This is a genomic window from Dyadobacter sp. HNCC25DJ183 (assembly GCF_056895175.1).
The window spans coordinates 595,945-610,468 of the sequence record NZ_JBXHAP010000003.1 but is presented as its reverse complement, the minus strand read 5'-3'; the positions used below and the strand labels follow the sequence as shown (position 1 = coordinate 610,468).

At 49.8% G+C, this 14,524-nt stretch carries 14 protein-coding genes; 9 read left to right on the top strand and 5 right to left on the bottom strand.

The features are described 5' to 3' along the window. Nucleotides 1–19 precede the first annotated feature (19 nt). Complete coding sequence (locus tag AC1XTG_RS10070) at nt 20–1,537, top strand: RagB/SusD family nutrient uptake outer membrane protein (RefSeq protein WP_056288887.1); 1,518 nt, start codon at nt 20–22, stop codon at nt 1,535–1,537. Nucleotides 1,538–1,610: 73 nt separating this feature from the next. Here AC1XTG_RS10070 and AC1XTG_RS10065 read toward each other — a convergent pair whose 3' ends face one another. Next, nucleotides 1,611–2,159: a YciE/YciF ferroxidase family protein gene (locus tag AC1XTG_RS10065; protein ID WP_484841877.1), complete on the bottom strand. Its 549-nt coding sequence runs from the start codon at nt 2,157–2,159 to the stop codon at nt 1,611–1,613. A gap of 177 nt (nt 2,160–2,336) precedes the next feature. Here AC1XTG_RS10065 and AC1XTG_RS10060 point away from each other — a divergent pair, with 177 nt between their 5' ends. Together AC1XTG_RS10060 and AC1XTG_RS10055 are read left to right on the top strand one after the other, a co-directional pair. Continuing rightward, nucleotides 2,337–3,494: a zinc-dependent alcohol dehydrogenase gene (locus AC1XTG_RS10060; RefSeq protein WP_484841876.1), complete on the top strand. Its 1,158-nt coding sequence runs from the start codon at nt 2,337–2,339 to the stop codon at nt 3,492–3,494. Between the two features lie 8 nt (nt 3,495–3,502). Continuing rightward, nucleotides 3,503–3,985: a hypothetical protein gene (locus tag AC1XTG_RS10055; protein WP_056290464.1), complete on the top strand. Its 483-nt coding sequence runs from the start codon at nt 3,503–3,505 to the stop codon at nt 3,983–3,985. A 120-nt stretch (nt 3,986–4,105) separates the two neighbouring features. Here the strand turns inward: AC1XTG_RS10055 and AC1XTG_RS10050 are convergent, their stop codons facing one another. Further along, nucleotides 4,106–5,683 (bottom strand): FAD-dependent oxidoreductase, encoded by a 1,578-nt coding sequence (locus AC1XTG_RS10050; RefSeq protein WP_484841875.1) that lies wholly within the window; start codon nt 5,681–5,683, stop codon nt 4,106–4,108. Between the two features lie 57 nt (nt 5,684–5,740). Continuing rightward, a complete protein-coding gene (locus tag AC1XTG_RS10045; RefSeq protein WP_484841874.1) occupies nt 5,741–6,976 on the bottom strand; it encodes a PQQ-dependent sugar dehydrogenase in 1,236 nt (411 codons plus the stop codon). 131 nt (nt 6,977–7,107) lie between these two features. On the opposite strand from AC1XTG_RS10045, the gene AC1XTG_RS10040 reads away from it, so the two are divergent. The 3 genes from AC1XTG_RS10040 (at nt 7,108) to AC1XTG_RS10030 (ending at nt 9,434) form a co-directional block, all read left to right on the top strand. Next, nucleotides 7,108–8,016: a LysR family transcriptional regulator gene (locus AC1XTG_RS10040; RefSeq protein ID WP_056288896.1), complete on the top strand. Its 909-nt coding sequence runs from the start codon at nt 7,108–7,110 to the stop codon at nt 8,014–8,016. 91 nt (nt 8,017–8,107) lie between these two features. After that, nucleotides 8,108–9,112, top strand: coding sequence for an NAD(P)/FAD-dependent oxidoreductase (locus AC1XTG_RS10035; RefSeq protein WP_484841873.1), 1,005 nt, complete (start codon nt 8,108–8,110; stop codon nt 9,110–9,112). After that, a complete protein-coding gene (locus AC1XTG_RS10030) occupies nt 9,102–9,434 on the top strand; it encodes a 2Fe-2S iron-sulfur cluster-binding protein (protein WP_484841872.1) in 333 nt (110 codons plus the stop codon). Before AC1XTG_RS10035 ends, AC1XTG_RS10030 begins: the two co-directional genes overlap by 11 nt. A 25-nt stretch (nt 9,435–9,459) precedes the next feature. Here the strand turns inward: AC1XTG_RS10030 and AC1XTG_RS10025 are convergent, their stop codons facing one another. Further along, nucleotides 9,460–10,356, bottom strand: a complete 897-nt coding sequence (locus AC1XTG_RS10025; RefSeq protein ID WP_484841871.1) for a LysR family transcriptional regulator — start codon at nt 10,354–10,356, stop codon at nt 9,460–9,462. Nucleotides 10,357–10,446: 90 nt separating this feature from the next. On the opposite strand from AC1XTG_RS10025, the gene AC1XTG_RS10020 reads away from it, so the two are divergent. The 3 genes from AC1XTG_RS10020 to AC1XTG_RS10010 are packed head-to-tail and all read left to right on the top strand — an operon-like array spanning nt 10,447 to nt 12,253. Beyond that, on the top strand, nt 10,447–11,052 hold the full coding sequence (locus AC1XTG_RS10020; protein WP_484841870.1) for an NAD(P)H-dependent oxidoreductase: 606 nt from the start codon (nt 10,447–10,449) through the stop codon (nt 11,050–11,052). A 4-nt stretch (nt 11,053–11,056) separates the two neighbouring features. Beyond that, complete coding sequence (locus AC1XTG_RS10015) at nt 11,057–11,950, top strand: NAD-dependent epimerase/dehydratase family protein (protein ID WP_484841869.1); 894 nt, start codon at nt 11,057–11,059, stop codon at nt 11,948–11,950. A 12-nt stretch (nt 11,951–11,962) separates the two neighbouring features. After that, nucleotides 11,963–12,253, top strand: coding sequence for a putative quinol monooxygenase (locus AC1XTG_RS10010; RefSeq protein ID WP_484841868.1), 291 nt, complete (start codon nt 11,963–11,965; stop codon nt 12,251–12,253). A gap of 71 nt (nt 12,254–12,324) precedes the next feature. Here the strand turns inward: AC1XTG_RS10010 and AC1XTG_RS10005 are convergent, their stop codons facing one another. Next, on the bottom strand, nt 12,325–14,523 hold the full coding sequence (locus AC1XTG_RS10005) for a polysaccharide lyase family 8 super-sandwich domain-containing protein (protein ID WP_484841867.1): 2,199 nt from the start codon (nt 14,521–14,523) through the stop codon (nt 12,325–12,327). Nucleotide 14,524: the final 1 nt, after the last annotated feature.

Below are 14,524 nucleotides of genomic sequence, written 5' to 3'. Positions count from 1 at the left end.
AACTTTTAAAATGCATTTTATGAAAATATATATTAAAAAACTGGCCACCCTTGCACTTCCCGTGATGCTGCTGGGCTGCGCCGATCTGGCCGAAAAGCCGGTTGGGCTACTCGCACCGGAAGCATTGTTCAAAACTCCGAAAGACGTGGAAACGGCGATATCCGGCGCTTACGGCTGGATCGCCTCCGAGCGGCTTTATGGCCGGCAGTTCGTATCTGCGCTCTCCTTGCGTGACGATATGTGCGATATCGGCGACCGAGGCACACCCGCTGAAAGACAGCAGGTAAATGATTTCAACATGGATGATAACAACAACATGGTCAACCAGTTCTGGCCATATTGGTACCAGGTGATCAGCGCAACCAATGCGGCGATTGCAGGTGCCCAGCAGTTGGGATTGCCTGATAATGAGATCAACCCACTGATCGCAGAGGCCCGGTTTGTACGCGCATTCTCGTACTTTCACCTGGTTCGCGTGTTTGGCGATGTTCCTTACATCGACTTTTTTATCACCAATCCCGCAGCCGTAAAGCAGCTGACGCGCACACCGGCAGCGACCGTGTATGCAGGTATCCTGGCTGATCTTGAGTTTGCCAAACAAAACCTGCCCGATCAGCAGCCGTCGAATGTGCGGAGCCGCCCCTCCAAGGGAACTGCCGCTTCCTACCTTGCGGCGGTACATCTTACCTTGCAGGATTATGCCAAAGCGTATGCGGAGGCTAAATGGGTGATTGATAATAAAGACAAATTCGGCTACGGACTGGAAGCAGATTTCCAGACACTTTTTCGTGCGCCGCAGGCAAATAATTTGAAAGAGCACATTTTTGCCATTGATTTTCTGGGATTGCAGTCCGGCGATGGTGGGGCGAATGATGATATTATGGCCCCAATGACGGGAGTACGTGGAGGCGATGCCCCAAGAAGTGGGTGGAGTGTAATCGTACCTTCCCAGAAAGTGTTCGATACCTGGGACGCGCGCGACTACCGGAAGGAAGTTAGCTTTGACGATTCGCTGCTCATCGGTGGTAAATTGGCGCCTTATACCCAGTTTCCAAATACAAAAAGGCCGCATATCGCGAAATATGCGCGTTTTGCAGGTACTTCCAATGCAGAAGGCCGCGATTCCGACCACAACTATGCGGCAATGCGCTACGCAGAAATACTGCTGATTGCGGCGGAAGCGGCAGCCGAGGTGAATGGACCTACTGCCGAGGCGATCGGCTATGTAAACGAGGTACGCGCCAGGGCGAGGAACTGGGCCGGTAAGCCGACTACCTTCCCGGCAGATGTGGCACCAGGACTTACCAAGCAGGCTTTTATTGATCTGGTGCTGGAAGAACGCCGCATTGAGCTCGCGTTTGAGTACAAAAGATGGTACGATATCCAGCGCAGAAAACTGGGTGATGTGGTATTCAAAGGTGCAAACTCCCTCGAACCACACGCAAACTTTAATGCGGCGCGCGACTATTTAATGCCGATCCCACGTGTGGAATTGCAGGTTAATCCCAATCTTGCCCCACAAAATCCGGGGTACTGATTTCTTAATAGGGGTATAAAAGGGGAAAGCCGGCCAAATGGCCGGCTTTCCCCTTTTTCGCTTTTCGGCGATGTTATTGCTCAACAGAAGCCTGTTCGTTCACATAGCCTTCTGCCAGTCCGGTTAGGATATGGTCGGTTTCACCTTCCTGATCCAATGTTTGCTGAAGAAGTGTTGCTGCATCTTCATAACCCAGCGTTCTCGCGATGTTACGAAGTGTGCCATAAGATGCGATTTCGTAGTGTTCTACTTTTTGCGCAGCCATGATTAAACCGCAGTCACGTACCATTGTGCCTTTGTCTGTGCTTTCAATGATCTCGTTCGCTTCCTCGATCAAGCCTTCCATTGCAGCACATTTTTTAGCCTGTGCTTTTTCGCCGATAATTTCAAATACCTGCTCAACAGTCTTGATCTGCTCTTCAGTCTGTGTAGTGTGGAGTTCAAATGCAGATTTTAACTCGTCTGAGGTCGCATTTTTCGCCATTTTCACCAAAGCTTTCGCAAGGTTCTTCTCAGCCCAGTAGATATCTTTCAAACCATCTACGAACAATTCTTTCAATTTTTCACCATCTGCTTCGGTGATCTGCTTGGTTGCTTTTGATGCACTTTTTTTAGTTGCCATTTCGGTTGTGGTTTTAATGTTGATGTCGCCCCTATTAAAAAAGTCGTTCCAGCAATTCTGTTTTCACCAACATCTAAAAACAGCACAAATAAGAAGATCCGGCAGGGCTGGAATAATTTTTTACATACCCGCCCAATTTCACATGTTCAACATCATCAACCAATTAACGGTAAAACTATGTTAGCAATGAATTACAGGGGCCCGTACCGGGTCAGAGCTGATCGCAGTAAGCCGATGCCGAAAATAGAGCATTCAGGTGATGCGATCGTCCGGGTAACACGTTCGTGTATTTGCGGGTCCGACCTCCACTTATACCACGGAATGGTACCCGACACACGCGTCGGAACCACATTCGGCCACGAGTTCATCGGGGTTGTGGAAGAGATCGGCGACGCAGTACAAAACCTGAAAGTGGGCGACAACGTACTCGTTCCTTTTAATATCGCCTGCGGCAAATGCGTGTTTTGCGAACAGGGACTTTTTGGTAACTGTCACGAATCCAACCCCGAGGCTACTGCAGTAGGCGGGATTTTCGGATACTCGCACACAGCCGGCGGTTTCGACGGTGGCCAGGCTGAATACGTGCGCGTACCATATGCAGACGTGGGCCCGATGATCATTCCTGATAACTTGGACCACGACGACGCAGTGTTGCTTACAGACGTGTTCCCTACCGGCTATCAGGCCGCTGAAATGGGCGGGATCAAACCCGGCGATACCGTGGTGGTATTTGGTGCAGGGCCAGTCGGGATCATGGCGGCAAAATCAGCCTGGTTGTTCGGCGCAGGCCGCGTGATCGTGATCGACCATCTTGAATACCGCCTGGAATTCGTGAAAAACTATGCGCAATGCGAAGTGTACAACTTCCGCTCGTTGGGAGATGTAGTACTGTTCCTGAAAAAGACTACAGACTGGCTCGGCGCAGACGTATGTATTGACGCCGTAGGCTGCGAAGCTGCGGGTGACGCCATGCAAACCATTACAGGTCGTAAACTGATGCTCCAATCGGGCTCAGCCACGGCGCTTCACTGGGCGATCAACTCGGTTAAAAAAGGAGGTATCGTGTCCATTGTGGGTGTTTACGGACCAACCGGAAACCTGATCCCGATCGGAAACGTGGTGAACAAGGGTATCACAATCCGCGCCAATCAGGCTTCCGTAAAAAGACTGCTTCCTAAGTTGATCGACCATATTCAGTCTGGCCGGGTGAGTCCGAAAGACATTATTACCCACCGCATTCCGCTGGAAGAAGTTTCGGATGCTTACCACATTTTCTCAGCCAAACTGGACAACTGCATCAAGCCAATCCTAATACCACCATCAGCAAGAAAATAACCAGCATTATGAAAAAGACAGCACAAGATTACAGCCACATCAATGGTTGGGGAATTGACGCCGATCCGCTGGACGTGCCGGCATACCCGATGAAGAAAAGGACTGAAAACGATAACAAAGGGATGATCTGGGAGCGACCGCCGCAACAGCCTGAACTGGTTGAAGTACTCCATTCAAACGAGCGCCCGGGCCTTACCGCAGTATTCGGAACGCCCAATCCGCCCAAAGGACTGAGTGGCAAAATTCGTCGCTACGCATTCAAATACAGCGAATCGATGATCAGGCACTGGCTGCTCCTACTCGTAGCCGACCGTGTGAATATGATAGAAGGGATACACGAGGATATCAACAAGGGACATTTCCCGGATGTATTCTCGGAGCTTGGAGGGAAGTCGGAGATGAAGTATAACAAAGTTGGCCTCACGCGGAAAATCGCACTGGGAGCCGGCATTGCAGTACTAGCGATCGCATTCCTCCGCACCCGGCGATAATTCAGTATCGGATTTTAAGTAAAATAAAAGACCTGCCCGCAATCAAGCCGGCAGGTCTTTTATTATTTAAAACAACTCATAAACTCTAATTCTAAACTCATAAACTCTAAACTCATAAACTCAACTCTCCTTCCCTTCCCCAACCACAATCCGTTCCAGATCAAGGCGCGTAGGACCAGTAAGTACCTGCCCGTACGCATTGAAGCGACCGCCGTGACAAGGGCAGTCCCAACTCTTCTCGGAACCGTTCCATTTTACAATACAGCCTGCGTGCGTACAAACGGGATCAAGCGCGTGTACCTGGCCTTTCGTATCCTTGTAAATCGCCAGCTTCTGTCCATCGTATTCAACGATATCGCCTGAATCCACAGGAAGCTGCGCCACGGAATCAATCTTTTCAATACCAATGCGGTCTGCTACGAAACGATTTGCCACGTCTGCATTTTCCTTGACGAACTCAGTAAATCCTGCAATAGGCTTAATCCTGCCCGGATCGAAGAGATCTTTAAACTCGCTTTCTCCGGTTGCGATTAGCTGACTGACAACAATTGCCGCCACCGTACCCAGGATAATACCGTTCCCATTGTAGCCCGTCGCTGCGTAAATGCCCTTCGACGCGCCTGGCAGATGCCCGATGTAGGGAAGTCCGTCAGTAGGTACATAATATTGCGCCGACCATCTGGAAGATACCTCCGCGACCTGGTAGCAGGATTTGGTAAAATTGATCAGGTCTTCAAAGGATTGCTCCGGCTCTCCGTGGCCCGTTTTGTGATCGTGCCCGCCGGAGATCAGGTATTTCTGTCCGTCCACTTCGTGCGTGCGGAAGTAGTGATAAGGATCTTTCAGGTCATACACCAATGCATCGGGATAAGCATTGTCGCTGAGCGTGGCCGCGATCACGTAGCTGCGGTAGGGCGCATTGCGGAAATGCAGCAGGTTTACCCCGCCCGGCGGAATGTGCGTCGCATAAAACACAGACTTTGCCTTAATCTCTCTCTCCGGCGACTTGGCAGTATGCACATCATCTTCCGTAGAAATATCCTCAATCCGGGTGTTTTCAAGCACAACTCCGCCCAGCGCTACAAACTCCTTCTGCAATGCCAGAATATATTTCAATGGATGAAACTGCGCCTGGTGATCGTACTCCAGCGCTTTCAGGTAAGACTGAGGTGCAGGCGCCGTTTGGGTAACTTCCACCTGTACACCTGCACGGATGGTACTTTCGAGCATATCGTCCAGCTCCTTTACTTCATCGTCTGTCTGCGCATACACGTACGCTTTCTTACGCTCAAAATCACATTCGATTTCGTACTTGTCTACCAGCTCGGTAATAAGGCTCACCGATTGCGCAATTGACTTCGCAAACTGCTTCGAAGCTTCCTCGCTGAATGCACTTTCCACCTCGGCATAGGTCGTATCCGCAAAAGTATTGATGTGGGCAGTGGTACCTCCGGTAGTTCCGTAGCCAGCATGATGGGCATCGGCGATCACGCATTTACGTCCCGCTCTCTGCAACAGCAATGCGGCAGTAATCCCGGTGATCCCCGCTCCTACTATCAATGCATCATAAACGAAAGCAGGATCGAAAGTGCCATTCTGTTTATCCAGATGCATATTTCTTTGCCATAAACTTACATTGTGCCCGTCCCTCGTGACGGCGCGCTCACTACCGAAATGCTGGTTTTGTTGATTCTCCATAATAAATACAGTCGTGTTTGGTGTTAATTCAAAGTTGCAGGTCAGAGCTGCTTCGCTTTATCTATAGGATACCCTGTAAACAACCCCGTTGGTATCGTCGGAGAAAAGCAGTGATCCGTCTTTATGCACAGTTACGCCCACCAGCCTGCCGAAATGCGCACGGTTGTTGTTGACGATAAAACCTGTTACAAAATCATCGAAACGGACAGGCTTACCATTTTCGAAATGCATGCGCACGATCTTGTAACCCACCGGCGAGCTCCTGTTCCAGGACCCGCGCATCGCTACAAAAGCATCGTTCTTGTACTCACCGGGAAACATCGCGCCTGTATAAAACGCCATTCCCATCGGAGCAGAGTGCGCCTGGTATGTCAATGCGGGTAATGTAGTTTTGGCAAGATATTGCTGGTAAGTAGTGTCGCCCTGCGGCCTGTCGCCGGGGTTGTATTTGCCTTCACCGTAGATGTAAGGCCAGCCGTAATCCGCCCCCTGCTTGATCATGTTAACCTCCTCTTTTTGCTCATTATCACCCAGCCAGTCGATCCCGTGGTCCATTCCCCAGAGCTCACTCGTTTCAGGATGCCAGCCAAAGCCGATCGTATTTCTCAAACCTTTCGCAAATATCTTCCGGTTGGACCCGTCCGGCTCGGCACGCAGGATAGTCGCGTTTTCAGGATTGGGTTCAGGACAGGAATTACAGGTACTGCCAACTGTGAGATACATTTTTTTATCCGGACCAAAAGCAATGGTGCGATTGGGATGCTGTCCGCCGTCGGGAAGATCATTGATCAGCATAGTAGGCTGACCGAGCGTACCATCGCCATTGATATCAGCTGCATATACCTCATTTACAGCTACCATATACATTTTGCCCTCGTAAACAGAAAGCCCGTGCACCTGCTTGATGTTCGCCACCGTCTTCTTGCCTTCGGCAGTGCCGTCGTTATCCGCATCAGTGAGCATAATCACAATCCCCGCTTCCCGGTCGGAAGCATAAACGTGGCCATTGTGTGCCAGCAGGATGCGGGGCTTACCCAGCCCGTCTGCAAACTTGTTGATCGTAAATCCGGCGGGTACTTTCAGCTGGGCGATGTTGGCGTCTGTTGCTTTTTGAACCGCCGGGTAAAAAACATAACCCTCGATCTGCGTGGAAGTTGGTTCTTCATCTGTCTCGGGAATGAATGCATCCCAGAAATTATCGTCTTCTTTGCAACCAAAAACGAGCGTACCGCAAACCGCCATTAACAACGGGGCTCTCCGCATCGTTTTCCAAAAACCATAGTGTTTTTTCATGATAGGTGATTTTTAGTTTTGATGAATTTTGTGTTCGTTAAAAAAATGAAGATGGCGAAGGTTAAAAAGCTGTGCCAGGAAGCGTATAAGATTAGCCGGACGATGTACCGGAAAATGCTGAAATTAAAGATATGATTGCATTAAAAACCGTAGACTACCGGCTGCTGGTAGTATTTACCGTGGGACAAAAGCTCAGCTTTACCAAAGCTGCGCTTGAACTGAACATTACCCAGCCAGCTGTGACCAAGCACGTGCGGGAGATGGAGCAGCAGCTCAATTGCCGCCTTTTTACCAGGAATGGAAATACCATCGGGCTCACCGCGGAAGGTGCATTGTTTGTCAGGTATGCGCAACGCATCATTCAGCTTTCGCGTGAAATGGAATCTGAAATCGCGCAGGTGGCGCATGCGCATGGCGGAACGATCCGCATCGGGGCGAGTACAACGGTTGCGCAGACGATACTGCCGAAGCTGCTGGCACTCTTCAAGAAAAGCTATCCAGCCCTTTCATTCACATTCATCCAGGGCAACACCGACCTTATAACCAAACACATACTGGACGAAACCGTCGACATCGCGATCGTAGAAGGGGCCGGCTTTCACCCACAGATCAGCTATACGCCCTTTGTCAAAGACGAAATTGTGCTGGTTACACAAACGAAAGGGAAGTATGCCAAATGGGGCGAGATCAACTTGAAACAGCTCGCCGGTATTCCGCTGGTGTTGCGGGAGGCAGGCTCCGGGACACTGGATGTACTGCGAAAAGCGCTGGCAAAAGCCGGTCTTGCATTCAGCGACCTCACGATCGAAATTGAGCTGGAAAGCAGTATCGCAATCAAACAATACCTCCTGCATTCACAAACCGCCGCGTTTCTGTCTGTACAATCGGTAGTGAACGAATTGAAATACAACGAGCTGACCATTATCGATATCAAAGGATTGGAGATTTACCGTGACTTCCAGTTCATACATCTCCACGGAAAAACATCTGCACTAAGCGAGCTTTTCATGCGGTTTTGCAAAAGCCATTATAACATTTAGTTATATAGAATAACAATTCTTCATTGGCCTTTGGCAGTGGAATGTGTCACTTTTGCAATGGACTAACAAAGCACATTTAGCCATTCAAAAGATGATCACCACTGACATATGTATTATCGGAGCCGGGCCGGTTGGCCTGTTCGCCGTCTTCGAAGCAGGTTTATTAAAAATGCGCTGCCACCTCGTGGACGCACTGCCGCAGGTAGGCGGGCAGCTTTCAGAAATATATCCGCAAAAACCCATTTATGATATTCCAGGCTTCCCGTCCATTCAGGCGCAGCAGCTGGTCGATAACCTCATGGAGCAGATCGCTCCCTTCACGCCGGGCTTTACGCTGGGCGAACGCGTGGATACTGTCACCCGACTGGATAACGGCGGCTTCGTGGTTCAAACCCACGATGATACCCGCATTGAATGCAAAGTACTCGTGATAGCGGGCGGACTGGGCTGCTTTGAACCGCGCAAGCCTGTTATCAATGGTTTGGAGCAGTTTGAGGGAAAAGGCATTTCTTATTTTGTCAAAAACCCTGAAACTTTCCGTAACCGCAAAGTGATACTGTCAGGCGGGGGCGATTCTGCCTTGGACTGGGCTATTTTCCTCGCGCCTATCGCTTCCGAACTTACGCTTGTTCACCGGGGCGAAACATTCCGGGGCGCACCCGATTCAGCCGAAAAGGTGGTTGAAATGGCGCACCAGGGACAGCTCCGGCTCTTGCTCGAATCGCAGATCACCGAAGTAGCAGGGAACGGGCATTTGCAGTCACTTACCGTATCCAGCAAACACAATGGGGTGTTTAACCTGGAAGCTGATCACCTGATCCCACTTTTCGGACTGACACCCAAGCTGGGCCCGATAGCCGACTGGGGCCTTGCGCTGGACAAATCTGCCATTGAGGTGAATGTAGACGATTACTCCACATCTACGCCGGGCATCTTCGCGATCGGGGATATCAATACTTATACAGGCAAGCTGAAACTGATCCTGTCGGGGTTCCATGAAGCCGCTTTAATGGCGCAAAGTGCCTTTAAATACGTGTATCCCGAGCAAAAACTAAGCTTTAAGTACACAACTGTTAACGGTGTTAATGCATTCTAAGATGATAGAGCTGACAGTAATCGATCGCCAGGGACAGGAAAAAGCGCTGCAACTGGTGGAAGCCGAAGAGGCTAACCTCATGGAAACATTGAAAAACCATGATTATGAAATGCGCGCAACCTGCGGCGGGCTGGCACTGTGCGCCGACTGCCACTGCCTTATCCTGAAAGGCCAGCACCAGCTCGCCGAACCGCAGGACGAAGAGTTAATGACACTCGAAACCCGTCCGGATGCACAGGATAATAGTCGCCTGGCGTGTCAGCTTAAAGTCAGCAGTGACCTGCACGGTGTTTTGCTGCAGCTGACAAATTATGCGAATTAGATGAAGTGAGAAGCTTTCCGGCTTCTCACTTAAACTCGCTTTGCAGCAAGGTTTCGATATACCCGATCTCCTGCATATAAAGCGATTGCTTCCTTTTGCCGAAATAAAGCGTGTTCTCCAACGGCTCAAAACCTTCCCAGATCTTCGTTACCTGGCCGCTTTCAATCGCTTGCCTGCATAGAAACTCCGGTAGCACAGCCAGTCCGTTTCCCTGCGAAAGGCAGCGGATGATCGAGAATTTATTAGGCACGATATAGTTGGGTAAAAAGCCCGGTCGCTCCCCGAAGTTCACCTCCCAAAAACTGTTGAGAACACCCATATCCGCAGCGGTATTGTACCAAAGCTGCGTCTTCATCCAGTCTCTTGCAGCAGTTTTATCCGATTGATCCGGTACCTGGAAGCCGCTTAAATCCGTGTGCAGCCCCGCTACCAACACAAGCCGCTCCACTGTAAAAGGATCGTAGATCAGCCCATTGCTGCTGCTTGTGCAGGTGGTCAGGATCAGGTCTACCGCTCCATTTTCGAGAGACAAATTCAGCTGGTCGTGGCTTCCAAATTGCATGATCAGGTTGAAATCGAGGGAAGGAATATGCCTTTCCAGCGCTTGCTGAAAGGTTTCGACGCACATGCCCACACTGACTGTCGCGCGCTCGGTACCCGATTTCCGCTGAAAGCGTATTTCGATATCTTCCAGGCACATCAGTGAATTGAGCATTTGCTGATACAACAACTTCCCCTTTTCAGTAGGTATCATTTTACGCGCAGTGCGTTCGAAAAGCGGAAAGCCGGTATAGGATTCCAGCGCATTCAAATGCAATCCCACACCCGGCTGAGAAACGTACAGCTGCTTGGCAGCTCCGCTCATGGTACCTGTATCGTACACCGCTTTGAAAGTCCGGAACCATTCAAGGTTAGCTTGCATGTATAATATTAGTTATAGACATCGCAAATTTAACTTATTTTTATTATAATTAACAGCCGTTTAGTTTTGTCACATTAAAAATATGCGACAATGAAAAAGGTATTTATTATTAACGGCGGGCAACAGTTTGCCCACTCGGGAGGCAGGTTCAACAAGACACTGCTGGAAACAGACCAGACATTTTTTACACCTGAAAACGGCTACGAACTACGTACGACGGAAGTCGATCAAGCATATGATCTGGCGGAAGAAGTTGAAAACTACGTTTGGGCAGACCTGATCATTTACCATTTCCCGGTTTGGTGGTTTTCCGTTCCCCACAAATTAAAGGAGTACATCGACAAGGTTTTCACAGCCGGTCACCGCACCGGAATGTACAGGAGCGACGGGCGCAAGAGCGACAATCCGCAGGTTAGCTATGGAACAGGCGGCAGTCTGGCCGGAAGAAAATACATGGTGACCACCACCTGGAATGCACCCGAGACCGCATTCACACTCCCCGGCGAATTTTTTAACGAGACCAGTGTGGACGATGGCGTTTTAATGGGATTTCACAGGATGAATGCATTCCTGTCCTTGCAGCGGGTTAACGGAATGCATTTTCATGATATGGAGAAGAATGTTACATCCGAGCGGGTTTCAAACTATAAAGAACTGTATCTCAACCATCTGAAAACCACATTGACAAACAACTAGGTATATGGACGCGAAAAAAGTTTTCATTACGGGAATCACAGGATATATTGGCGGTTCGGTTGCCATGAAGTTGAAAGAAACAGGATATCACGTGACCGGACTGGTGCGGAAGCCCGAAGATATCGACCGCGTGAATGCGCTGGGACTCGCAGGGGTGTTGGGCAATATACACGACGAGCAACTGCTCAGAACGTTTATTTCAGATTCCGATACAGTAATTCACACGGCCGAATCTGCCGATGATGCATTTGCAGCCGGTCTTTTAGTCGACTTGCTTGCTGGTACCGGAAAAACGCTGGTTTTCACCTCAGGCTCCGCTATTTTGGGCGGAAAAGAAAAAGGAGAAGCCAATGATTTCAGGTTTACAGAAGATATCCCCTTGCAACCACAACTGGAAATGGCGTCGCGGGTACTGGTGAACCAATTTATTCAAAGGGCGGCGACACGCGGAGTGAGGAGCATTGTGATTGTGCCTACAATGGTGTACGGAAAAGGTACCGGTCTCAAAAAAGACAGTATCCAACTGCCGGCACTGATCCGCTTTTCAAAGGAAAAAGGGCACGGAGGGTATTTTGGAAAAGGAGCAAACCGGTGGTCTAACCTGCATATTGAAGATCTTGTGGATTTGTACCTGCTGGCTATGGAGAAAGCAAAACCTGGCTCTATCTATTTTGCAGAAAACGGTTCTGCGACAATCAGAGAGCTTGCAGTAAAGATCAGCGACGTTTTTCAGCTGGGTGAAGCCCAGTCGGTGTCAGTGGAAGAGGGAACCAAACAATTCGGCTGTATCGGCGCGCATTTTGGTTTTGCATCAAGCAGCTATTGCAGTGCCAACAAAGCGAGAGAAGAATTGCGCTGGAAACCTGAATTTGCCAATATTATGGACTTTATAAATTAACTTATTGAACATATGTCAATCTATTTAACAGCGATAATCAAGAGTAAACCTGAGTTTACAGCAGAGGTAAAAGACATTCTGGAAAAAATGGCCATTGAAACGCGGAAAGAATCTGCGTGTGTACTTTATGATCTGCACCAGGGGATTAACGACGAAAACGTGTTTGTCTTTTACGAAATCTGGGAGAACCAGGCTGGTCTTAGTAACCACAATCAACAACCTTACATCAAGGAATTCGTGAGCCGGGCCGATTCCCTGCTCAGCGAAATGCCAACGCTTTACCTGACCCAAAAAGTTGACTAGTCAGCTTTGAAGTCCAATAAATAATGGGAAACTCCCGCCGAACAAATGCATTCGGCGGGAGTTTCCATTATTTATTTAAAATCCTGACTTACACTCTGTCCCGCCATTCCTTCGGCAGGCAGCTTGAAGTTCAGGAGCGTACTTCCCTTTAAAGTTCCATCACTTACTTTAACAAGAGGGGAACTCACACTGAGCATTTTACTTACTTCCAGTTCAAGTGAGCTCAGCTTCTCAGTAGGGTCAGAAACAGTGATCCGCTGAACTGCATTCCCTCGCGTTTTTACCATAACCATACACGGATCTTTCGCTGTAATCGTGAGCTGATCGCTGATTTTCTGTGTACCTGCTTTATAAAACACGATCTGCGTAACACCTAATCCTGCATGCTGTACCGCCTGTATTTCGGGACTGTTTGCAAGAATGCGCACGGGTAGCTGCTTCCTGTATGCTGCAATCTGCGCTGTTTTCATGCCGGGAACAACAATGTACTCATAGCTCCCACCCGCCGGCTTGCGTCCGTGATCCAGCCAAACCTTGAACACATCCTGCTTTACCTCTTCGTCGGTAGCCCAGGAATGGTGATTGATCTGCCGCCAGGTACCTGTGGCAGTCACATTGCTCACGTTCAGCTTCGTTGGCCTGGTAAACAGGTAAGCCACGTCATCGTGCTGTACCCAGTCGGCCGCTTCCAGCTGATGTTCTCCTGTTTTTAAAACAGCTGTTTGTTGGCCGTCGCTCACAGTTACATTGCCCGCAAGCAGACACTGGTTCAGGGTAGTAGCTACCGGATTATCTGCATCAGAAGTAATGCCCGCACCCAGACTCACATACTCCCGATCAAAGAAAAACCAAGCTTTTTTCGCTTTCAATGGATCATGTACACTCGCAAAGTCGAATGCGGCTGCACCATAACGCTGGTCCGTCACGCCGCCCGTGAAATCATTTAAACCAGGTTTGGCGAGCTCTTTCCAATGCGCTACATCAGGCTTTTGTACCACCGTCGTACCCGGAATTTTCTGCCAGTCCCAAACCGGGAAAATCCCGTCGAACTCTTTGCCGGTCTGTGAAATAAAGTTGCTGCCGTCGCCGTAATGGTGGTTTTTCAAACCCTCCTCATTATGCGGCTGCTCCATGTTGGCAGCGCGTTTGCTGTGCATGCGCACCGACACATAATAGTCGGGCCGCTGATGGGTGTAGTAATGCGAATGCCAGAAATAGTGATCGCGGGTCAGGTTCGGCTTTACCTCCCCTTTCCTGATCCTGACTATGTTTTCGAGCTCCGCTTTGCGGTAAGAAGTAGCCCGGAGCAGGTTTTCAGCCAATTCGGGACCGGCCGGTTTCAATGCGCCTTTCCGGCTGATCCCCCGGTTTTCAGCGCCGGGATCAGGGTATCTTCCGTGGATATGCGACTGACAGATCCCATCCAGGAAGTAGTCGACCAGCAGCTTCATCGGCTCGTCGGGCAGCTTGTATTTCGTGCCTTCGGTTTTCACGGCCCAATAGGCGAACGCATTTGCGTAGCCCGTACCGTAAGCAAGCGTGGAAATGACATTGTCGGTGCGGTGGTGAAAGCTCAGGTCCGGCTTCAAACCGCGTCCTGTCGACACCTTTATTTCCGAAACCATCACTTTCATCACATCGGCTAGTACCTGGGGATTACGTTGAAAAAGCGCCTGCCTGGCGCGCATGCCGGCAATCTGGATCAGGTCGCCGCCCGGCCTTGCGCCGGAAGCCTCCATGTTGGCCCGGCCCGCTATCCTCACGCCCTCTTTCCGCTGGTTTGGAGTAAGGTCCTCGTCAAGTACGAGCAGGATGCTGATCATCAGGTTGGGCGTGCCCATTTCATTCCACCACCAGTTTTCGCATATAAAATCATTGGCAAACCAGTAGTCAAGTGCCTTTGAAATGGTCTTTTTAACTTCCGGCTTACCCAGGTAAGGAGATCCCGGCTTCTTGAATGCGCGCGCGAGTTCCAGCATATTGTTGAGGTGTACACTATGCTCAAAGCCGGTGCGGGATACATCCGCATAATTAATCCCCGGCCAGGTACCATCCGGTTTTTGTGTTTTGATCAGATCGGCCACATTCGCCGCGTTTACTTCTGGTTTAAGCAAATCGGCTACCACACGTGTTCTGATTTTTTCAAGGTCCGCGTCGGGCTGACCAGTGCCTGCTTCGACGGGAATGGCGACATTTTCACCGGGCTTACGTAATTGCTGCGCCATAGCAAGCTGCGTCAGCAACACAAACAGTATCAGGATTTTTTTCATA